The organism is Helicobacter trogontum, assembly GCF_000765905.2.
Taxonomy (GTDB): Bacteria; Campylobacterota; Campylobacteria; order Campylobacterales; family Helicobacteraceae; genus Helicobacter_A; species Helicobacter_A trogontum.
On record NZ_JRPL02000026.1, the window covers coordinates 1 to 23,093 of the forward strand.

General features: G+C 31.5%; 18 protein-coding genes and 4 pseudogenes. 16 read left to right on the plus strand and 6 right to left on the minus strand.

Going from position 1 to position 23,093, the window contains the following annotated elements; genetic code table 11:
- The 3 genes and pseudogenes from LS81_RS11345 to LS81_RS08810 form a co-directional block, all read left to right on the plus strand.
- Nucleotides 1-800 (plus strand): annotated as a pseudogene (locus LS81_RS11345) (hypothetical protein); the annotation flags it as partial.
- Nucleotides 781-933, plus strand: a complete 153-nt coding sequence (locus LS81_RS11350) for a hypothetical protein (RefSeq protein WP_158659391.1) — start codon at nucleotides 781-783, stop codon at nucleotides 931-933. The pseudogene LS81_RS11345 and the gene LS81_RS11350, both read left to right, overlap by 20 nt.
- A 552-nt stretch (nucleotides 934-1,485) precedes the next feature.
- Nucleotides 1,486-2,769: a hypothetical protein gene (locus LS81_RS08810; RefSeq protein ID WP_034346626.1), complete on the plus strand. Its 1,284-nt coding sequence runs from the start codon at nucleotides 1,486-1,488 to the stop codon at nucleotides 2,767-2,769.
- A 724-nt stretch (nucleotides 2,770-3,493) separates the two neighbouring features.
- Here LS81_RS08810 and LS81_RS08815 read toward each other — a convergent pair.
- Together LS81_RS08815 and LS81_RS08820 are read right to left on the minus strand one after the other, a co-directional pair.
- Complete coding sequence (locus LS81_RS08815; RefSeq protein WP_138069899.1) at nucleotides 3,494-4,921, minus strand: mannose-1-phosphate guanylyltransferase/mannose-6-phosphate isomerase; 1,428 nt, start codon at nucleotides 4,919-4,921, stop codon at nucleotides 3,494-3,496.
- 160 nt (nucleotides 4,922-5,081) lie between these two features.
- Nucleotides 5,082-8,189, minus strand: a complete 3,108-nt coding sequence (locus LS81_RS08820; RefSeq protein ID WP_034346466.1) for a hypothetical protein — start codon at nucleotides 8,187-8,189, stop codon at nucleotides 5,082-5,084.
- A gap of 106 nt (nucleotides 8,190-8,295) precedes the next feature.
- On the opposite strand from LS81_RS08820, the gene LS81_RS08825 reads away from it, so the two are divergent.
- The gene (locus LS81_RS08825) at nucleotides 8,296-8,889 is read left to right on the plus strand and encodes a phospholipase D-like domain-containing protein (RefSeq protein WP_081955925.1); all 594 of its coding nucleotides are present in this window, start codon (nucleotides 8,296-8,298) and stop codon (nucleotides 8,887-8,889) included.
- Between the two features lie 65 nt (nucleotides 8,890-8,954).
- Here LS81_RS08825 and LS81_RS08830 read toward each other — a convergent pair whose 3' ends face one another.
- Together LS81_RS08830 and dnaX are read right to left on the minus strand one after the other, a co-directional pair.
- Complete coding sequence (locus LS81_RS08830; protein WP_034346464.1) at nucleotides 8,955-9,392, minus strand: tRNA (adenosine(37)-N6)-threonylcarbamoyltransferase complex ATPase subunit type 1 TsaE; 438 nt, start codon at nucleotides 9,390-9,392, stop codon at nucleotides 8,955-8,957.
- A 14-nt stretch (nucleotides 9,393-9,406) separates the two neighbouring features.
- Complete coding sequence (gene dnaX, locus LS81_RS08835) at nucleotides 9,407-11,758, minus strand: DNA polymerase III subunit gamma/tau (RefSeq protein WP_052096544.1); 2,352 nt, start codon at nucleotides 11,756-11,758, stop codon at nucleotides 9,407-9,409.
- Nucleotides 11,759-11,969: 211 nt separating this feature from the next.
- Here dnaX and dapF point away from each other — a divergent pair, with 211 nt between their 5' ends.
- The 11 genes and pseudogenes from dapF to LS81_RS08895 all read left to right on the plus strand — a co-directional run bounded on the left by dapF (nucleotide 11,970) and on the right by LS81_RS08895 (nucleotide 19,622).
- Nucleotides 11,970-12,761, plus strand: a complete 792-nt coding sequence (gene dapF, locus LS81_RS08840; protein WP_034346463.1) for a diaminopimelate epimerase — start codon at nucleotides 11,970-11,972, stop codon at nucleotides 12,759-12,761.
- Nucleotides 12,762-12,800: 39 nt separating this feature from the next.
- A complete protein-coding gene (locus LS81_RS08845; RefSeq protein WP_052096543.1) occupies nucleotides 12,801-13,367 on the plus strand; it encodes a hypothetical protein in 567 nt (188 codons plus the stop codon).
- 835 nt (nucleotides 13,368-14,202) lie between these two features.
- Nucleotides 14,203-14,745, plus strand: coding sequence for a hypothetical protein (locus tag LS81_RS08850; RefSeq protein WP_034346461.1), 543 nt, complete (start codon nucleotides 14,203-14,205; stop codon nucleotides 14,743-14,745).
- 288 nt (nucleotides 14,746-15,033) lie between these two features.
- Entirely contained in the window at nucleotides 15,034-15,363 is a 330-nt protein-coding gene (locus LS81_RS11690; RefSeq protein WP_034346460.1) for a lysozyme inhibitor LprI family protein, read from the plus strand.
- Between the two features lies 1 nt (nucleotide 15,364).
- Nucleotides 15,365-15,592 carry a hypothetical protein gene (locus LS81_RS08860; protein WP_034346459.1) on the plus strand — a complete coding sequence of 76 codons (228 nt, stop codon included), beginning with the start codon at nucleotides 15,365-15,367 and terminating at the stop codon, nucleotides 15,590-15,592.
- Between the two features lie 42 nt (nucleotides 15,593-15,634).
- Nucleotides 15,635-15,925 carry a hypothetical protein gene (locus LS81_RS08865; RefSeq protein WP_104696423.1) on the plus strand — a complete coding sequence of 97 codons (291 nt, stop codon included), beginning with the start codon at nucleotides 15,635-15,637 and terminating at the stop codon, nucleotides 15,923-15,925.
- Between the two features lie 85 nt (nucleotides 15,926-16,010).
- Nucleotides 16,011-17,029, plus strand: a pseudogene (locus tag LS81_RS12540) (lysozyme inhibitor LprI family protein).
- A gap of 14 nt (nucleotides 17,030-17,043) precedes the next feature.
- Nucleotides 17,044-17,397, plus strand: coding sequence for a hypothetical protein (locus tag LS81_RS08875; protein ID WP_034345733.1), 354 nt, complete (start codon nucleotides 17,044-17,046; stop codon nucleotides 17,395-17,397).
- A 320-nt stretch (nucleotides 17,398-17,717) separates the two neighbouring features.
- Nucleotides 17,718-17,945 (plus strand): annotated as a pseudogene (locus LS81_RS08885) (restriction endonuclease); the annotation flags it as partial.
- A gap of 1,006 nt (nucleotides 17,946-18,951) precedes the next feature.
- Entirely contained in the window at nucleotides 18,952-19,149 is a 198-nt protein-coding gene (locus LS81_RS08890) for a hypothetical protein (RefSeq protein WP_034345738.1), read from the plus strand.
- 233 nt (nucleotides 19,150-19,382) lie between these two features.
- Nucleotides 19,383-19,622, plus strand: coding sequence for a hypothetical protein (locus LS81_RS08895; protein WP_161976758.1), 240 nt, complete (start codon nucleotides 19,383-19,385; stop codon nucleotides 19,620-19,622).
- Nucleotides 19,623-19,668: 46 nt separating this feature from the next.
- Here LS81_RS08895 and LS81_RS08900 read toward each other — a convergent pair.
- Nucleotides 19,669-21,395, minus strand: a pseudogene (locus LS81_RS08900) (DUF262 domain-containing protein).
- Nucleotides 21,396-21,622: 227 nt separating this feature from the next.
- Between LS81_RS08900 and LS81_RS08905 the strand changes: the two are divergent.
- Nucleotides 21,623-22,438 (plus strand): CPBP family intramembrane glutamic endopeptidase, encoded by an 816-nt coding sequence (locus LS81_RS08905; RefSeq protein WP_034345743.1) that lies wholly within the window; start codon nucleotides 21,623-21,625, stop codon nucleotides 22,436-22,438.
- A 132-nt stretch (nucleotides 22,439-22,570) separates the two neighbouring features.
- On the opposite strand, the gene LS81_RS08910 is transcribed toward LS81_RS08905, so the two are convergent.
- Nucleotides 22,571-22,930 (minus strand): tyrosine-type recombinase/integrase, encoded by a 360-nt coding sequence (locus tag LS81_RS08910; protein WP_161976759.1) that lies wholly within the window; start codon nucleotides 22,928-22,930, stop codon nucleotides 22,571-22,573.
- Between the last annotated feature and the right edge of the window lie 163 nt (nucleotides 22,931-23,093).

Genomic DNA, 23,093 nt, shown 5'->3' on the forward strand with positions numbered 1-23,093 from the left:
AATCTATAAAGCGAGATTCTATAAAACAAACTTCTATAAACATAGAATCTACAAAGCTAGAATCTAGCACACTAAAATCTAATTATTTAGAATCTAAAAAACCCAACGACACTAAAAACAACGACACTAAAAACAAAGATAACATAAAGCTAGATTCTAATGGTGATGAGATTGTGTGGGAGTTGAAACATAAAAAAAGTTTGAGCTTCTTTTACTCTTGGTTTGCACGATATATATATTTCTTTGGCGGTATATATTATATTATTATAGGCACACAAAAATATTTAAGTAGAGATGATAATAGCTTATCTATCACAATTGCTTTACTTGTATTGGTTGTAATGTGGTTTGTGGTAAGTCCATTAGCAATGTATAAAACATTAAATATAAAATCAATCTTTCTTACAAGCAAAAATCTTATTATTCAACGATATATTGGTGATAAAATAGTGCTTCCTTTGGGAAGTTTTTATATTGACATTGTTGAACCAGCTTGGCTTGGAATACTTTTAGGCACTGATACTGCATTAGTTACACCCTTTATCAAAGATAAAACAGTTTATGACTTTGAAGTCTGTGGGCAAAATATTGAAAATCTTGATAAACTTTTTGAGAATTTAAAACCGCATATAACAGAATTTGTATGCACCTTAAATGATGATGAATATGAAGGAAGCATGTTTGAAATGAGCTATAGTTTTCATAATATTCATTCTATTTTGTATAAAAATAACAAACAATTTGATATGAACGAAATAGAGAAGCTTAGAGAGGAAAGAAATGTCAAGTCAAACTTGTAAGATAAATAATAACACACCCTATATCTCACTTGATATATGTATCTGTAAAGAAAAATTTGAAAAAATCCCTATTGAGAGAAGAGATTTGGGTATTACTGGAGATATCGTAGTAATATATTCACACTACATCTAATCATTACCAATACTACTTCCCTCCACTTTTTAAAACTATCTATAGAACAGGCAACCCATAAAATATATTACCTTCTTTTTCTAGGACATAGTCAGACCACACAAGACCTATGTAGATCTTCATTCCCAATCACATTTTAAAGACTGGCATAAAGAATGTATATTTTAGCATGTTGTCCTAATTGTTTTAACACACATAATATTAATACAATACATATTCTTTTTGATAATAATAAGCAAATATAAACACTTCATTTCAAAAACCTATATCTTAAAACATCTATATTTTGTATTAATTCTTAATCATACTTAAAGTATATATAATTTTTAATTGTAGGTTATAATTACTTCTGCTATATATTTTATTGTCTGCTAAAATCACACAATAAAGATGTGTTATATATAAACACTTATTGAGATAGTGAAGTCCATGCATATATAGATGTTTTTTGTAAGAACATTTGAAATATATTGCTTTGATGGTTTCATAGATATACTTAACAGAAGCATGTATGAATAACTCTACATACATGCTCTATTTTAAAGGAGAAATATGCAAAAGATAATATGTATCCTATGTGTATTGCATGGACTTTTATTTGCAAACACGATTAATACAAGTCGCATAAAACAAGGCGGTTTTACACGACTGCAAACATATCTTAAACATTTAGATTCCATATCTAAACAAAGGGAATTAAACTATAAAGAATACAAAAATCTTACACAATTTGCCTGTATAAATGGGGAAAATAAAATATATAATAGTAATGGCAATAAGGAATCTATTAGCCTTTATTCTTCCAAACTTGCTCCATTTCTTGTAAAAGAATTTGGGGATTTATTTGCAAAATATGCCATTCCTCTATGCCATGATAATGGGCTACATGATGAACAATATGAACTTTATAAAGCAATGCTATTTTGGTTTAATGACGCAAATACTAGAGATTTAAGGCAAGTTTTTACTACACAAAACACCTATGAATCTTTTCTGTTTTTTAAGCATAATGCCATATTTGCTACAAAAATTAATAAAAAAGATAACAAAGAGAAATATTGCTATTATGGCGATGGGGGTGGAGGTGAATGTAAATTTATCTTTAAAGAGCCAATAAAGACCAAAGGAATCCTCACTTTTAATGCAGATTTTTCTCTACCGCCCAATGAAGTTCATGCATGTGATAACTTTGCATATTTTAGCACCTTTGTGACAAAGGATTCTAGATTAGAGTTTATAAATGGTGGGAATATTATCTTAGATAAACCTAGATATTATGATATGTTTGTGTCACTTTTGCCCAAATGGTATAAAGAAGGACTTGGTGGAAGTGTAAGCTATGAGGTAGAAGTAGAGATTATAGGTGTTATGCCTTGGAGCTTTTCAGCATGTGCAAGTGGAAAAGATATAGCAATAACAAATATTAAAGTGCTCAAAATGCTAAAAGATAGCCCAAATCAGAAACAAGATTATATGAAGCAGATCAATAAAGAATTAAATATGTATAAACTTACTATCAGCAGCACAAATAGATATATAAATCTATATGAAAAACCAAATGGTAGGATAATAAAGCAAATCCCCACTACTAAAGGCAGTAATAAAAACGATGAGACTTTGTTACTAAATCTGAACATGTCATTATGGGAAGTCCAAGGAGTGAGTGAATGGCAAAGACAGCTTGGTTACAGCTTGATAGCTGACTTCACCTATGAAGAAATCATGGGGAGAGAATGGATAAAAGTGCTTTATTTTCCGCCAAATGCACAAAAACTCACCCAAGCACAAATTGGCTACATCCACCATTCACAACTTATTGTAAGCGATCTACCTTGATTGGTGAAATAGCGTGATATGAGATGAACTCCACCATCATTAAAAACAATACACATATCAAAGCAAACTACTAAAAAGATTCTAAAAAATACATGAAAATTTCGTATTTATATTCTTTAAACTCTCATTAATACAAAGTATAAGTAGAGAAAAACCTTATTAATTCTTGATACTAAAAACAAAAAATTCTAAGATTAAAATCTAAAAAATAATGTATTAAATAATTTTATGCATAGATTCTAGATAACATACAAATTTAGGATATTTTTGCAAATCTAATTTTGCTCCATGAGGGGCGATAAAGAGAGGCGTTGTTAAAATAAAATTACAATATAGCATATTTCAACCAAAACTACAGATTGAAAAAATATAAGAAGGTTGGCATATATCAACAATATACAATCTTAAGATAAAAAGCAACGAAATATATGAATAAAAACTCTAAAACCACACTCATCATCATTCACTAAGAATAAACCATAAAACACTACCGCAGTAAGATAGGTATTAAAATCTTTTTTATTTTAAAAAGATAAAGGATAGCACATATCTTGATAAAAAAATGCTAAATAGCCCTGCATATAACAACAAAAACAGACAAAACAACAATACAATATGTAGGACTTAAAATTGATGCCAACATAAAACAACACCTGCATATGGAGGTTAACTACACAATGTGTAGATATTATAATAATGATCTCATTTCTATAATTTGCAGCCATTAACAATCTTGTCTAGCATAATCATCACTAAGCCTTACAATATCATCTTCGCCCAAATATTCTCCTACTTGCACTTCTATCATGACAAGATCAATTGTTCCTGGGTTTGTTAGCCTATGTGCATATCCCATTGGAATATATGTAGATTGGTTTGGTGATAAAAATATCTCTTTATCTTCAATCTGAACCAATGCACTCCCACTCACAACAATCCAATGCTCATTTCTATGATAATGCTTTTGTAAGCTTAATCTATGTTTTGGTTTCACAATAATGCTTTTTAGTTTATATGTAGGGCTTTCTTGCAATACCGTGTAACTCCCCCATGGCCTAAATGCTTGGTTATGTGTCTCAACCAATGAGCTTTTCTTGGAGCTTAATTCTGCTACAATCCTTTTTACTTCTTGCGTATAACCTTTCTTTGCTACAAGCAATGCATCTTGTGTATCAACAATAACGCAATCATCTATCCCTAATGTTGCCACCATTTTATTTGACATAATCAGGTTATTGTGAGAATGCAAGGCAATACTCTGCCTACTTATAGTATTATTATTGGAATCTTTTGGCAACTCTTCGCACAAAGATTCAAAACTTCCAACATCATTCCATACAAAACGACTTGGAACCATATAAAGCTTATTGGTCTTTTCCATTAAAGCATAATCAATACTTTTATCTGGTAATTCTTCACTCAAAGTTCTATCAAGTCGCACAAACTCATTTTTATTATTTTGCAAAGAGATTTCTAATAAAGCATTGCAGTGCTGATAAATCTCTGGTGCATGGTGTTTCATCTCATTTAAAAGAGTATTGGCTTGATAGCAAAACATGCCGCTATTCCAATAGTATCCACCTTTTTCTAAATAGGCTTTTGCCCGTTTTTCATCTGGTTTTTCATGAAATGCCATGACTTTATAAGCCTCTTGTGCTACACTATTTTCAACTTGAATATAACCATATCCTGTATGGGGTCTATTTGGTACAATACCAAATGTTATAATGTTCCCCCCCCCCCATTTACTTGCAAACTTACACGCAGTTTCTACACAAGCTCTATATGCATCATCATCATGGATAATATGATCACTAGGCAGTGTAAGGATAAGCTCATTTGGGTTCTGTCTTGCTACGAGTAAAGCACCTAAGGTTAGAGCTGCTGCTGTATTTTTACTTAAGGTTTCTAGAATAAACATGTCTATATGTATATTAAGTGATTTTGCTATATCAAGGGCTAAAAAATAATGTTGATCATTGGTAATGACTTGCAAACTATCATGTGCACTCAAGAGTTTAGAATTTCTTTCTAGCGTCATTTTAAAAAGGGAATCCTCACCAATTAGTTTTGCAAATTGCTTTGGCATAAGCTTTCTTGATAAAGGCCAAAGACGCGTTCCGCTACCACCACATAAAATTGAAATAACCATATCTATCCTTTCTATCAGGTCATTAAAATATATAAAAAGAAACACATATTTTCATTTGTAAATCTAACTTAAAAGATCTAGGCAATTCAAGTGACAAAGTAGTGAAGATAAACATTGATGAAATAAGGTCAAATCAATTCATCACAATACTTTGATATTCTTACTTACCCTTGCCAAAATGAATGCTAAAGTTAATTTCAGAACCATCAAAAATCTCATGCAATTTTTCTTTTGGTGTGTTTTTGAAAAAATCAATAAGAGAATCTGCATCAAGCTCTTTTACATTATCCGCACGAATCTCACTTTTTTCACGACTAGAATTCCCAAATTGCAAGTCATCATCAATCAATTTTTCATCTATACTAGATTTTACTTCTTCCTGTTCATCCGACACATTTACAACAAGATCTTCTTTACTAGCCAAGGAAGAGTTTGAAAGTGTTTCTTGCACATGAATATCTTGATTAGGTTCAAGACGCACAATGGTTGAGTCTGTATTCTCACCCAAAGCTTCAGCTAACTCTGTTTCTGTTAGATTCTCAAGCGTCTCTTCATTTGATGGCAAGGTAACATAAAGTGTATCAGCATCCTCATCTTGTGTATTTTGCATTGTCTGCATATCAAGAGGAATGTGATCTTGTTGCTCTAAAATATTAGATATATTTTCATCTTTAGAATCTAGCCTTAAAGCGTCTTCAAACACATTAGAATCTCTTTCTTGATCAATTTGTCCCCCCTCATTCAAATCAATATTAAGATCTAGATCTCCTTGCAAATCTAGCACATCAGAATCCATGCCATTATCGTGTAATACATCTGTCAAAAGCTCATCTGTATTATCACCTAGATTGATTTCTCCATTTATATCCTCTTGCACGGAAGTATCATCTGCCAAACTCTTTTCTTCATCTCTTTGAGACACATCATCAACATCATCGTTTAAAGCTTGTAGTGCCCTATTAACTTCTGCTAAGGTATCTTCTCCTAATACTTGTGGTTTAGCACTATCTATTTTTCGTGTAGTATCTGGCACATCATCGATATTAAGCATTGCTTCTAGATCCATATCTGCCTGATTAGAGCCTATCATATCTACGTCATTCACATCATCCATTAAGCTAGTCTCTAAATCTAAATCACTAGATAGAGAATTACTAGAATCTAGCTCATCTGTTAAAATGTCGCTTGATTGCTCTGTGGTAGTAGATTCTAATGCTTTATCTTCACTTGAATGTATCTCATCTAATTGTGTATCTAAGTCCTCATTAAGTTGTAATAAAGAGTCTATGTCTGTTTCATTACTTAATCCATCATTATGTATGTTAGATTCTGCATTATCAGCTAGATTTATAGAATCTAAGTCAAACGAATCAAGCAATAAATCATTAGTTTCTTTAGAATCTAGATCATTAGATGATTGATTTTGTGATTCATTTTGCATAGAGTCTAGATTTTCTTGTGCTAAATTCTCTGTAGTTTCTTTGATTGCATCAGAATCTAAAAGGGATTCTAAGATGTCATCCTCTGCTTTAATCTCTGTTTCTAAAGGATTTAAATCTACATCTAATGCTAAATCTTCATTTGCATTGATTTGTGAGTTTAAATCCTTACTATTATTATTTTCTGTTTCTTGTAATTCTAGATTCTCTTCTTGTTCTCCTATCTGTATTTTAGAATCTAGATCTTCTAACTCTTGCAATGGATCTAAATTAGTTTGAGAGTCTTTTGTGTCGCTGTTTGATGTGTCATTTGCCATCATATTATCAAACGCACTATTAAGGGCAGCAGTAAGATCATCAAAAGCATCATCTAGCGTATTTGCAATTACATTATCTTGAGTAGTCTGTTTGCTTAATGTTTCATCAAGCCCACTTAAATCAATAGAATCTATGCTGTTATCTGTATGTGATTGTGGTGCTAAATTGATCATCTGTGTATCTAAACTCACATCTGTTAATTTTGTATCATCTGCTAGCTCTTCATCATTGTGAATCAAATTGCTTACATCTGATTCTGCAATAGCACTTCCAGACTCTACCTCATCATCTTCTTGCGTTATATCACTCTTTATTGCTGCAGATTCTAAAGCATTGGTATCTACATTATTATCTATTAAGTGTGTCGCATCGTTTCTATCAGAATCATCACTTACGTTTTTTAAGACTTCATCATCAAGTATATCGCCTAAAATATCACTCTCTAGAGATTCTTGAACCTCCAAATCGCCATCATGGTCTGCTTGGCTTTCTTGTCTCTCAAGCTCTTTTGCTCTAAGCTCTTCTTCCTCTCTTTTTGCTTGCATAAACTTCTTAGGACTAGGTTGCAATAAGTCTCTTTCATCATCACTTAAAAACAAATCATCCTCATCATCGCCAAGATTATCTACTATCTCTTTTGCCTCTTCTTCTATCTGTGCAGGGATGCCTAAACTCGCGGCTTTGAGTGCTGATGAATCAACAATGGAATCAAGATCAAAATTTGCTAGATCTAGAGGATTGTCACTGCTTGGCTTTAAATCACTTAAATCATTATCAAATATTGAACCAGCACGATGCTCTAACTCTTCGCTAGTATGCTTTATCTCTGCACTTTCTCCAGAATCTTGTGTTTGTGTTACTTGGTCTAGTTCTGTATCTTGTGGTATTTGTGTGCTGTTATCTTGATCTAGGGTTACTTCATCTTGCGTTGCTTCACTCGTAACCTCGCCAGCAGCTTGAAGATCTGAAAAATCAAGTGAATCGGGATTAAAATCAAGCATATCATCTGTGTCTTCATCTGCAATTTTTTCAGCTTCTGCTTGAAGTTTTGCGGTATCTATATTTATACCATCTGGCGGTGTAACTTCAGCCGATCTTAAATCCATATCAATTTCATTAATAGCACTTATATTGTCATAATCTTCTATGCCCTCGCTTGATACACCATCATCAGTAGCTTTTAATTCCCCATCTTTTGGTATGCAGTCATTCAATATTTCTAAAATATCTGTGGGTAAAAATGGCTTTTGAATAGCAATATTGAATTCATGCTTTTTTATTTGTGTTTTGCGTGCAAACAACAAGCAGACTTTCACTTGATCTTGCAAGGCAGTTAATCGCTCAAGATTTTTGCCTACATTCTCATCATCTACAATGATACATATATAGTCTTTTGCCCTGAAGTCATTGGAAATGCGTGCAACATTTTCAATCTCAAGATTTAGCTTTTTACTCGCCATACCAACAAGCTTTTTAATGACTGGGTTTTGATTGATTAATAATACTTTCATATACGCTCTCTTAAATTGTAAAAAAATAATGACAATTATGACAAAAACTGATAAATCTGCCATTATAATACAAAATTGTTTTATTTTTAATACAGTGGGAGTTTAAATGCGAAAAAACACATACTTTCTATTTACAAGAAATGCGTTACTTAGACGAGTTAAAAAAGGGATTATATTTCTCTTTTTTAGCATAATATGCACCCTCACACCCCTACATGCGTTAGAAAAAATCTACCTCATGCCCTACGAACAACAAGAGGCATTAAGAGAATTGCTTAATGTGATTAAACAAGCCAATAAAAGTATTGATATTGCCATTTATAGCTTTACAAATAGAGAGATTGCAAGAGCCTTACGTGATGCAAGTAGTAAAGGTGTAAAAATCAATATTATTTATGACATGGGGCAAAAAACTACAGATAATAGCACGATTGGCTATCTTGAGAAATTTGCAAATATCCATACATGTCTTTTAGAGGGTAACCTAGCAAAAACAGGAAAATATAAGGGTATTATGCATCATAAAATGATTATTATTGATGGGACTTTGATTGGACTTGGAAGTGCAAATTGGAGTAAAAATGCATTTGAGAACAATTATGAGTCATTGTATTTCACAGATTCTAAAGACATCATTGCAAAATCACAAACATATTACAACAAAATGCTTAGCGTTTGCCAACCTTTCATGAGCTATTGATACTCAAGTATTTCATATATGCTAACAAAGCTCTATCGCAACGATCTATTTTGCCATCTTCTTAGCTATACTAGAAAATTATATGCTCTCATATTTGTATCATGAGTAGGCAATATTTCCAAAAGAACACAAGAAAATCCCATGCGTTGTAATTGCAAATATAATTCTTGGCTACCCCATTCCACAAAATGTAAGCCCTTGTTTGCTAATGATTCGTAAAGCCTAATCATTGCATATTCATCATTTTTGAGATACAAATCATAATGAAATATTTCATTACCATACTCATGCAAAAAAGCAAAAGTAGGAGAGCTACTCATAATACCCTTATGCTTACAATACTCATGCACAAGATGGCTTTTCCCCATACCCACCTGCCCTTTTAAAAGGATAATGTTTATAGGCGTTTTAGTATAACTATTTTTTTGTTGCAATAAATTGATAAACTCAATAATTTCACCAAGATTATCTTTTGCCTGTATGCTATTGTAGATACGTTGCATAATTGTCCTAATTTTTAGAGATTTTTAAGCGATATAACTTTCATATCTTTGATACCAAGCTCATTTTGCATACTTTTCAATACATCAGTATGTTGTGCAATAAACTGCATAGCTGGATCTTTAGCTGCTACTTGTTCTTGTATTTGTGTATTACTGGTTTCTGTATTTGTATTTTCTGTACTGGCATGCAGGTTTTGGCTTTGTTCAGCATGCTTTATTGTGGAGGTTAGGTTATCTTGCATAAGCTTTTCTAAATCTTGTGGGGTTTGTTTTTCAACCTGCATTTTTATAGAATCCCCATAAACCTCTTTCATGACCTGCATAATACCGCTATATGCCTGTCTTAAAACAAGGGTTTCATCCTCTGTAGTGTAAAAAATAAGGTACAATACATTCCCTTCAAGTTTATCAAATGCAATTTTTTTCTCAAAAATATCCCCAATATTATAATCTCTCTCATAAAGCTTTTCTATAAGCATTAGAAATAGATGATTATTTTTTGTAAGACTAAAAGGTTTTTCATTTATTTGTGCTTGTTGTGGGCTTGAAGTCATTAGGGCATCTTCATGCTGTATAGATTGCATATTGGTCTGCAAATTAGATTCTTTGACATGGGTGATATTATTGGCATTATCCTGAGATATAACATGAGTGTTAGAATCTTGATTGATGTTAGCATGATCCAAGTAGTCTGCATCTATTTTAGTTTGCATTTGCAACTCATGATCTTGAGCTATACTCTCCTTTATAGTATTTTCTTCTATCATCTCACTTGGTAGAGATTGCAAGCTATTATCTATTGTCGCCTGTGCTGCTTGATGAGTTTCTGTCATATTGGTTTCTGTTGCATTGGTGCTTATTGCATGAGTTTCTGTTTTGCTAGAATGCTGTATAACATGCGTTTGTGTAGCACTTGTGTTGTTGGTATTGCAATCTTGCATTTGATTTTGTGTAGTCGCATTATATTCATTTGATAATTGCGTAATCTGTTCTGTTTGCAGATGTGTTTGCATACTTTCTAGCTGTTTTATAGCATTGGCTACTTCTCGTATCTTTTGTGCTTCAAGCATTTTAAGTATCGTTAATAAAAGACAAAAATCGCTATCGCAATCAAGCTGCAACATTGCCTTAGAATCATTAATAATATTTGCATAACGCATACCCAAAACAGGTGGGATCTGTGGAATCTCCTCTAACATTTTATTTTTAATATAAAGACTGAGCTCATCTAATATCATCTCAATCTCATAGCCCTCCAATGATTTAGCAAACCGCACACATTCTTGCATGTCTTTACGCAAAAGAGCTTGAAATAATGAATCAAATGCACTAGGGTCTAACGCACCTAACATATCCGCGAGTTTTTGTGCAGTAAGGCTATTTTGGCAAAAAACAATAGCTTGATCTAATAGCGTCAAAGTATCTCTAAGACTTCCATGTCCATTTCGTATGAGCATATCTAAACTCGCTTCATCTGTACTTACATTCTCTTTTTGTAAAATGTGTGCAAGATGATTTTTTAATGCGATTGTTGGAATCCTTTTAAAGCGAAAATGTTGAGCACGACTTAGTATTGTTGCTGGGACTTTTAGTGGATCAGTTGTTGCCAAAATAAACTTAACATAACTTGGTGGTTCCTCAAGTGTTTTTAGAAGCGAGTTAAATGCTTCTTTTGTCAACATATGGACTTCATCTATGATAAATATTTTAAATCGTCCCATTGTTGGCTTGTATTTTGTCTGCTCAATGAGATCTCGCATATCATCAATCTTTCTATTACTCGCTCCATCAAGCTCTGTAATATCCATATGTGCACCTTTTAATGCTGCTATGCAGTTGGCACAAATACCACATGGACTAGAAGTGATTCCATTTTCACACTGCAAGGAACGTGCTAAGATTCTAGCTGAGGAAGTTTTACCACTACCACGTAAACCACTAAATAAATACGCATTTGCGATTTTTTTGCTATCAAGAGCCAAACATAATGTTCTTGCGACACTTTCTTGCCCTACAAGTTCTGCAAATGTCTTTGGTCTGTATTTGAGTGCAAGTGCTATTGCCTCCATGTTTTTATTTTGTGTTTGATCATTATCTTTGTGTGGTAGAATCTTGTTATGAGTATCTTGTATATTTTGCGGTGTTGGGGTGATATCTTGCATATGGTTTAGGGGTGTTTGCATGGTTTGATATAATTGTTGCGTAGTTTGTGGGGCTTGTGTGTCCTTTAGTTGCGCGTCATTTTGTGCCATTGAAAAAATATCAAGTGGTTGTGTAAAAGTAAATTTATGATCGATTGGATTTTGCGAGACTTTATTTGTATCCCATGGAGGCATATTTTCATTATCTATGTTTGCATTACCCATAACAACCCTTTATCCTAGAAATCTATATTCATACATATTAAAAGACACAGAATTATAACAAAATAGCTTAATATTGCGATAAAGCCCACAATCTTTATTACTAAAAATTAATGATTTTAGATATAATAGGCGAGTATTGCAGTCATCTACATATAGCTAGTCATTATAAATGTATTATTATGACCGATATATGTTGGATTAAGGAGCAGATATGACGATAAGCAAGTATTGTGCAAGTGGCAATGACTTTTTAATATTTCATAGTTTTTTGGAGCAAAATCGTGCAAAAATGGCAATAAAACTTTGCAATAGATTTTATGGGATTGGAGCTGATGGTATGGTTGTGTTGTTGCCGTATGAAAATAAAGATTCTGAAAGCAGGGAGATTGCATACAAGTGGGAGTTTTATAATGCTGATGGAAGTTTTGCTGGTATGTGTGGGAATGCAAGCAGAGCAGCAAGTTTATATGCCTTTCACAATAAACTTGCTACACAAAATCACAGCTTTCTTAGTGGAACGGGTATTATCGACACAAGTATTACAGAAATTGTAGATTCCAAACATGCGTATGTGCAAAGTAACCTTGGAGAATACACTCTGCAAGGTAATGTTGTGGAGAATAGACGAGGGAATGTCTATGAGTTTGAGCATATTATCATGCGGATTCCACATTTAGTATATTTTGCTACCTCTATGAAAGAGTTTAATCTGCTTAGCAATGACTTAGAGTTTCTTTCGCATTTGAGACACAAATATGATGCAAATATCAATATAGCCATAAGAGAAAATGACAAAATCTATTATGCGACCTTTGAAAGAGGTGTTGAAAATATAACTCAAGCATGTGGAACAGGTGCATGTGCGGTATATGTGAGTTTAAGAGATTTTAGCAAGACTTACACGCTCATACCACCAAGCAAAGAGAGATTGCAAGTATTTTACGATAATGGCTTAATCTATTTTTCAGGACTTGTCACCAAAGTCTGTGATTGTGTCATATAGATATTTTTACAATATAATAAGATTTCTAAAAGGATTAATATGCAAAATTTTTTACAAAATAAAAATTCTAAAATGAGTTCAAATGGGCTACAGACCCATGTAATCCAACCTCTAAAGAATCTAAACATTAAGATGTTACAACCTTTAAGATCTATCAGCCAAATTGCAGTATATAAAATACAAAATAAAGCAAGGCTAGATCTTAGTGTCGATTACGCTAAACATGCAAGATTGAATAATATTAACCTAACACATTCAAACATAAGTGTGAAACCCACGCTACAAAATACATGTCATACAACTTCTTCAACATTAAAATATGCTAAAAATTATGATACTTTACATAAAATTTCATTTCTATTATTTGGCTATATATTATGCGGCATGATTTATACAGCTCATGCCAATACCCCTACAAACAACAAAATACAAATACAACACAACGACACAACACAAGCACAAAAAGTACAAGTAAGAGGTGATACTTTAGTCATCCAAGACGCATCATGTCAATCCAAGAATATCACACTGCTTCAATCGCTGCAAACAAAAGATTCCAAAAACACAACAACACCTCAAGAATGCGATGATTCCACTCATAAATGACAACTTGTCACGCATGAATACCTCGTGCAAATCGCTACAGGATATAGATCTTTAAACCCACGTTCTGACACACTCTTCTGCTGCTTAATATAAATTTGTGAAGCCTGTTCTACAATAAAAACATTAAGTGTGAAAGCTACGAAAATAAATATTATACGAAACAATATGTAAAATCTGATCGACACGAAACTTGTACTAAGTAATAGTTTTATGAATGAGAAATTTATTGCTAGAATATCAACAAATGTATAATATGAATAAGATGCAATTAAGGATGGAGAATGATGGAAAATATAGGTTTGCCAAGTATTTTACATCTAATGAGATGATAGAAATACAATAGGGATGTAAACATATGGGTTCAACTAAAAAGTTTGTCTAAAACAATCAGCACTAAGAAAGACTTCAATGACTTATACTAAAATCCTGGATAACCTATGAGTAAGAGCACACATATAAACATCACAAAAAGTTGAATATATAAGATTTATGCTAATTAGGATGTAAAAAATGACAACAAGAAGTATAGACCTCAAAAGATTCACGTATAAATGGAAGCAAGGGGGGGGCTAAGGATTGAGCTTACAGAGATATTTATAGTAAAGAATCATAGATTTAGAAAATATCAATATAATTTTGCATTACATCATAAAAAAACATGATACACGCTGCATGCATGTAGCCTTCAAAACACAAAGATATGGAGTAAACAAAGCCACACAGCTTATGATTGGCTTATCCAATAACCAAAATTCTGTGTCTAAAGCAAAAAAATACAAGACAATATTTGTCTTATCCATCAGCACAGAATAATTTCGATCTAAAAGGATTTTAAATGATTAAAATTTTTATTATGGGTTTCTTGCTTGTAGGCATTTCTTATGCAGAAGAGCTTATCTCTAAGCTAAGTGATGTCTGTAAGCTAAGTGCTGAAGAGATAGTATCTCCTAGTCAATGGCTACAAGAGGATATGGCTATCTCATGGGATAGTTTAAGCCATAAGGTAACACTAGGCAAAATGACTTATGCAGATATTTGCAAACATACAGAATGTCAAAGTGCAGAGGAAAAATATATGATTATCGTATCAAATGCTCATTTAGAATCTGCATATAAAGAGTTTGTTTCTCATTTTCCCTTCCCCCTGACCATTTATCCAGCATATCAATTTCCAAAGCAAAACTCAGAATCTACGCAAGACAAAATAAGAGATGGGAATATGATGCACTGCTATCTCTATAAAGATGACACAACGCTTTGGATTACATATTCTAGAGATTATTCGGTATATATTGTTTTAGCACAACAAGGAAAAGATACAAAAATTACCTACATTGCGTATCCAAATTTTGATACAGATGGTCCTGATGAGCCTTGAGCAATATGATCAATAAAGTAGCTAGAAATACGATATTTTTAGGCAAAGTCAAATGCAATAACAAGCCTATAAAATTATGTCAATGGGTTATCCAAAAGTCAATCAGGAATTTTATTATTGATCAAATCGTATGAAACAGGATTGGTTATAGATTCTAATGGCTTAGTGGTTAAAGGTGGGGAGATTAAGAGTGAATGAGAATATGCCTTATATAATAGGCAGTATAGGCTAATATATTACTATTAAAATTCTAGTAAGTTGAATAATAAAAATACAATGAGATTCCAAATGACAAAAATAGTATTTATTGTTCTAAGCATAGCATTACTCACTCAAAAATTGAGTGCAAAATCTAGTCAAAAAGCACATGTAAAGTTGTTAGAATCTAAGCAAGATTCTAAACTACACGCCAAAGATTCTCAAATCAAGTCTAGTTTTGATTGCATTAAAGCAACTACAAAAGTAGAAAAGATAATATGCAATGATGAAAGTGGGGAGTTGCAAAAACTTGATAGATTATATTCTAAACTCTATTTTTCAATCCTAAAGAGTATCCCAAAAGATACAAAACAAGGGCAAAAGATAAGAAAACAACAAAAGCGTTTGATAAACTCGTGATGTGTCGTATGAAGATAGACAAATATGCCCTTATTTGGCTGTAAATATAAAAGCCCAAGAAGAGGCACAAAAGGAAGTATCTTTAAGCACTCCACCTTATGAGTTGCATAATCAATTTAGTGGAGTAGAATTAGAAGCAAGATGTATCAAGCGAGATTATCTTACTGCTATAATCCTCTTAGCCTACAGTACAATTAATAAAGAGGCATTAAGTCAAAAATTGAAATGAAAAATAAAATACACAATGGCTTATTGCTTCTTAGGACTAAAGATGTGTTTTATATTAGAGGGTTGCAAAAAATACAATCTTTATAATCAATTTTTCCAAGATGAAGATAAGGAACAAATTATAGATTTTTATGCAGGTTACTGTGAGCGTATTCATCAATATAATTTGTATATAAACTACGAATATGATATTTCAAAGGATTTAGTGGATTTAAATCATATTTTTATTTGTTTTCGAATTAACCGCGAATATAAGATGGAATACATGGAAAATATCATTGACGATATTTCTTTAGTCATTAAAAATAACAAAAATAAATTATTGGGAAACTAAATATCAATTAAAATAACAAATTTAAGCTATGATGAGTTTAAAAGCCTACAAATAAAATTAATTTCTATTACAAGGAGGAGTTTCTATGCAAAAGATTTTAGTAGTTTTAGGATTATGTTTAATGTTAGGTATTAGTGCTAATGCCCAATCCCCGAAAGAAGCTAAACCTAGCTTTGATTGTGCTAAAGCAACTACAAAAGTAGAAAAGATAATATGTAGTGATGAAAGTGAGGAGTTAAAAAATTTAGATCGCTATATGGCTGAAGTCTATACACAATTAAGAAAAGAGTTAAAAATCTCTAAGTTTCCTGATAAAGAAAAAAGACTAAAAGATCTTTTAGATTCACAAAGAGCTTTTATTAAAAATTTGGATAAAGTTAATTCTATAACACATGCTTATGAAGAACGCATTACGCAACTACTTAAACTTCTAGGAGAAGTGCTAGATTCTAATAATAAAGAATTATGTGAATATGCAAGAAAAGATCAATTTGATGAGAATAAATGGCAAGAAGTTCCCCCCCCTCTGTCAATCCTCCTTTTAGTATAGGTTTTTGTGCTTTTGGAGCAAATAATCAACATGTCGTTTTTTATCATTATTGCACAGAAAAAAGAGAGATTATAAAAACAATAGAAGATTTTATTGGGGGATATCCTTTCGTTTTTAAAAGAAAAATTGATATTAATAATGATGGAGTGTTAGATAATGTAATTCTTTCAGTAGGGAACTATTTTGGTGCACTTGCAATATATAAAAATGGTAAGCTAGATGCAAAGGCAAGTGATAAAATCTATGGAGATGATTTGCATTTTCATGGAGAAAAAACTAGTTATCAAGTTGTAATGGTTAATGAAGTGCCTCACATAGCATTTACTACATATGCTCTGCCAAGCAATAAAATTTCAGGAATACCAGAACAGGCAAGATTTAACTCTGAAATTCCTATACTAAGCTATTTAGTTTATGATGTTATGGAGTTTAAAGGAAAAAATTATATTACCCTATGGAATAAGAGATTTATTCATGATGAGAATTCTGCTTATCCAGAAACACGCATTTATCTCTTAGAAGGTAATAAAAGAGAGTTAAAATGCACTTATTAAAAAGGAAATAATTGATGTTTGAAACAACAAAAAATACAGAGTATTTAGAAGATCTCTTTAAATTTCTTAAAGTTGTTGAGGGTTTTGGTGCATTGCCTTACAATGATCATGCAAAAGGAGATAAGGGATATTTAACCATAGGTTATGGTGCTAATTTGCAAGAAAGGAGTTGGATAATTGCTACATTAAATGAATTGGGATTATTCGGGAGTGTAAAAGATTTAAAAACTCAAGAAGATATAGAAGCTTTAGATAATAAAGCTAAGATTGATGAGTTTTATAATATTACGCAATACGTTAAACACAAAAAAACCTCGTGTAAAAGGTGTAGAACATATAGAAACTTATCTGCATTATTTTACAAATAGCATTGCAGACAATAAGCCATATATAATCTAAATATTCCTAGCACAAGGCACGCTTTATCCAGATGTAATAGAATCTGTAGGCGTAAAAGGACCAAGCAAGACTATAAAAAGCCATCATAATGCAGTTGGATTGCCTGATTGGATGAAGTAAGAGCTTTAGGTCGAGAGCTTGGTATGCCAGAAATGATACTTATGCGTCTCTAATAATTATTGCATGAATTGGTGGTAAATTGAAGGATAGAGGTTGGATGAATTCTATAGAATATTTCACAACCAAAAGAAACAAATAGACAAATTGTCCCCTTTTGTTTAAATGATGGATAGATAATGAAGTATTCAGGTTACAAGCAACTAGATTGGATGATCTTATGAAAACAAACGATAATGCGAATGTAAGTATCCTGAATTCTGCAAAGCAAAATCTTGCTACTAATTTTTTAGTATATGCTAGAGATAAAGATTTGGATTTTATGGCTAGACTAAATAATAAATGTATTATTGGAGAAGTAAAATTTCTTACAGATTTTGGTGAGCATCAAAATACACGTAGTATTAGCAAGATATTTTAAAAATGAACATATTTGTCCACCCTTATATTGCGTACTTTTTTACATCAGGTTTATTTATATTTTTCTTATTTCAATGTTTTTTAGCATTACATAAATTTTTAAGACAAACCTATAGAAATAGTTTATATAGCAACATAAACAAAAAAGCCTACTTGTATACAATAAAAATTAATACGATTAAATTTTATTTAAAAAACCTTTTAAAAAGCAAGGTAGATTTAGTCTATATAAAACTTTCATTTAGTGCAAATAGTATTTTTAGATTTTGCAGAACAATGAGTGCGAGTAGATAATTTAGTATTGCTTATAGGGATACATTTAATATGGAAACTTATTTAGATTTTTTATACTATCGCCTACTTTTTAATTCAATAATGAATGGTTTAAAGAAGGAGTTGGTGTTTACATATTGATAGAAAAATGGGCATTATGTCAAGGTGTTATGTGATGAAGTTTTTGGTAGGAAACATTTTATCAATGATATTACGCACATTAAGTGTAACCCTAAAAATTTTTCTAAAAAAAAGGGGGGGGTCTAGAAGCGTTGAATATATGATTTTTATACAAAAAACTTCAACATATTTGGAATGGTATATATGAAGAAATAAAACAAAGTGAGATACAAAAGCGTTTTAAGCAACAAGATTTAAAAGGATTTTATACTGCAATTCCTTTGTGTATGCCTGGAGAGACAAGGAATGGCGAAAATGACGAGGCTTAGAATAGCTTAAAACCTCCAAAGGGGAGACATCGGTGTTTTTCATTAAGCGAACTTGATAGATTGCAAAATATGGGCTTAATAGAATGGAGCAAAAATAATAATCCAAGAAAAAGTTTATGCCATGAATGCAGACGTAAAAAATATAAGATAGTTGGGGGCTTAAAGGTTTTGAAAATATTTTATATCCTACACAAAAAAACACACAACTCTTGCAACGTATTATTAAATATCTTCCAATCCAGACTCCTTAGTTAAGGATTGTTTTTGTGGAAGTGGGTCTTTTTTGGGAATCATTTTTGCTTAGTAAGAGATGTTGATATTGATGAAAGTGGAGAGACTATAAAAACGCATAAGAAATTATTAAAAAACTATCAAATTATCAGCTTGTATGCTTGTAAGTATAGTTTTTTAAAATATGTAGATTATTATACCAACAATGAAACAGAAGACACCAATCCTTAGTATATAATATTATTTCCAAACCACCAGGAACAATTGAGTGGGAGTAAATAGGGGTTTTGAAATCTAAAGGGTGGAGCAATTTTGAAATTCCAAATAGATTTAAACCATTGTGCAACAATAGTAAAATTGAAAATATGGAGCAAGGGAAGAATATACAAGCAGTCTTATTGGATTATATATAACGAATAAAGGATATAAGTCCAACAGATAAAGAATACACTTATCGCACATATTTGGAAAATTTATTGGTAAAAATTTCAGAATTTAGTCCCCCAAATGCTAATATAAAAATTATTCATGAGCCAAATAATGATAAAGAAGGCAGAGGTGCTCCAGATTTTCTAATTACAAAAGAATCTTTAGTTCTGGGATATATTGAAAACAAACGCATAAATACTGATTTGGATTCTGTGGCCCAAAGTGCTCAAATACAAAAATATTTCACACTTGGGCAAATTCTTGTTCTTTCTTAAATCAAGTGGATGAGCTTCCTGATGCCTCGAAAAAGAGGTATTGATTTTAATGATTAGTAAAATCCTTAAAGAATATATTGATTAGCCATTGTTGCATTTCTTCGTTTCTTTTAATTAAGGCTGCCTTGTTGAAATTTTTTGTGTCAAATTGCCTATTAAAAGGTATTTCACTCATATTATAAATTTCGCTTTTTTCATACAAGTTCTTATCTTTTGCCTTAGTATTAAGAGAATTTTCCAATGAAATAAAGTTTCCATAGGTGTTGATATGGTTTCGAAGGTCATCCATGTCATCAAATCCAAGTTTTTTAATCTCAATTTCATTTTTTAAGTCCAATAGACTTAATGGGATAATGTGTTCTTTCTCTTGAGAAAGTTTTTTCTCTTTAATTAATTTCTTTAAACTATAGATATCCATATCTCGACAATTTTTTTCAAAAAAGGCAAAGTGGAAGTATTGAGAATTGAGCGTTTCTCCAACGAAGAATTGAGAAACACGCTCGATGTTATAATGTTTTCTACATAAAGCAATCATCTCTTTTTTTAACCCCTCTTTTTTACCTTCGATATATTTTTCGATTAGCTTATATGCTGTACCATCTTTAGAACCACCAGTTTTGAAGAACAATATATTAGTTTTTGCAAAAAGTATAAATGTTTCATCATCTAATTCATTATTCATCTTAAGTCGGATAAGTGAGTTATAAAAATAGGGATTAATTTTATTGATAAGCATTGCTTTGTAGACAATTGGATTGGTATCAATTTCACACAGCAAGTCAAGAAAGGCTTGATAGAAATTTTTTAGATCTTCAATGTAAGTTCTAATAAAATTCTCCAATTTGCTTTTTTCAATTTGTTTAAGGACATCCTTAAATTCTTCGTATGTATTGTCTGTGCTCGTTCGATAATATCCCAAGAAATCAATTTCATCAAACTTTCTGCTTCCAGCATGATATCTAAAGATGTCGCCTTCGTTAAATTGTTGATTTCCAATACTAGAGATATGATTATTTTCTTTTATTTTTGCGAAGATTTTAAAGATATCCCCGAAGCAATTATTGATAAGTTTATCTAACCCGTCTTTTCCATTGCAAAATGTATTCGAATAATAAATTAGTAGGGATTTTAGTTTATCTAATAGATCAAGAGCAACACCTCTGTCATTTACGCTTTGAAAAGTTTTAATCGCTCTTCCTGAATCTGGCTCTTCTAGCCACATTACAACCATAGATAAAAGAGCATTCAAAAGTTATCCACTTCTTCTGTGCTTAATTTGCTGACGGTATCCAAAATCTCTTTTAGCACATTAAATAAATTCTTTTTCCCCTCTGTATCTGCGTATTGTTCACGAATTCTTAAACTTAAAACTCCTTTCTCTGCTTCATCTAATATCATTCTGAAGAATTCTTGATTCTGTGGCGCAACTTCAAATTTTAATTTTCCTCCCTTTCTGGTTAAAAATTTAATTTTTGTTGCTTGTTTTTCTTCTGCTGATTGTTTGCTAGCCAAAATATAAAGAAGCATAAAAATTGTTGTTATTCTTTGTTGTCCGTCAATAATGTCATATATTTTATTATCCTCCTCATTTTTGGAGACAACAATTGTTCCAATAAAGTGACCTTGTCCATCTTTAAAATTCATTGCTTCGCTGAGATCTCCCCACAATTCTGTAAAATTCTTTTTTTCCCAAGCATAATCTCTTTGATAATTAGGAATGCTATATCCTTCCTGATAAAAAACATCGGATAGATTGATTTGTCCATTTTGCATTTTTTGTCCTTTATTAATTAAAGTTGAAGAATTATAATATTATAGCAATTTAGTTGGTTAAATAAATTGTTATTTTGTGTTTAAAATAAAATAATACAGCAATAGATGTGTAATTATTTTCAAGAAAGTTTTTTTGAGGAAAATTTTTAAATATAGCTTCCGCAGATAACTAAAACCAAATACGATAAAATAGAGGAAATATAATTTTATAATCACAAAGGTTTTTTATGTCGATACCTTGGCTGTTGCTTGCTTTTTCACTTGCTTTGCTTGGCTATACTGCAAAATTTTCTTTAGTCGTGTTAGGTTTTTCTCTAGTATGGCTTAGTTATCTTGGAGTTTTGGATTCCTTGGGATTAGGTTTTATTGCTATAGGTGCGATATTGGCATATTTACAGATAAAATATAGAAATATTTTTTTAGAAGTTTTAATTGTATGTTTTGTCATTGCTTTGTTATTGCACTTTATACCAGGGTTTCATAATCCTAAGATGCTAGACAAGGTACTTGTAAGTGAAAATAGTGCGCCTTATAGTATGTATTTTAATCTAGATAAAGCCTTGATACCCTTTTTTCTCCTTGCTGTTTTGCCAACTTTATTTGTAAATAAGTCAATAAGATTCAATAAAAATATATTTATATGGTTCTCAATCATACTATCGCCAATATTACTACTATTATTTGCTACAAGTCTTGGCTTATTGAAGTTAGAGTATCACATACCAAAATGGTTTTTTAGCTTTATGTTAGCAAATATATTTTTCGTATCCTTAGCAGAAGAAGCACTTTTTAGAGGGTATTTGCAGCAAAGATTAGCAAATAAAATCGGACAAATATCATCTTTGCTTATAGTTTCATTAATTTTTGGCTCTTTACATTATCAAGGTGGATTAAACTTAATATTATTTGCAACTTTGGCAGGTATAATCTATGGCTTAGCATGGATGCTAAGTGGTAAATTGTGGATAAGTGTATTTATTCATTTTATGACTAATTGTTTGCATTTATTGTTTTTTACATATCCAATGTATATGCCACATTGATTTTAAAAGATAGTAATAAGATAGTAAATCCATAAACATGACACTTTTATTTTGAAGCTACAGATAGCTTAATAAATTGATTGGATAAAAATTTATGAATATTGAAAGAAAGAATAAGTTTATGAGCATACTTTATGGGAAGAAAATAGAACTTGAAGATAATTGCAAATCGCATAAATCACTTATAGCACCATGATACCATTTGCCATTATCTTTTAATTCTTTATACTCACATAAAGCACTATACAAAGCACGTTTATATCTCACATTATCACTCAAAGCACGGCTAAAAACATATTTATCTAACTTTTGCTTATACATAAACTCTAATATAGCTAATGCTTGAGTATTCAAAGGCAATTTAAATTCTTTACCTCGTTTCATTTTGGAATCAGGGATTACAAGCATTTTGTTATTAAAATCTATTTCATTCCATTCAAGATTAATAATGTTTTTAACCCTTAAAGGAACATAGATATTAAACTTATACATCAGAGGGATTAAATTATAATCTAGCTTTTTGTAATGTCTATTGTATGCACTATTAATATTATTAAAAGCCTTATTAAGTGTAATTAACACCTCTTTTAATCCTGCTTATGTATGGATTCATGGTGCTTTACATCATGCTTTTTGACCGATATGAATTACTAAT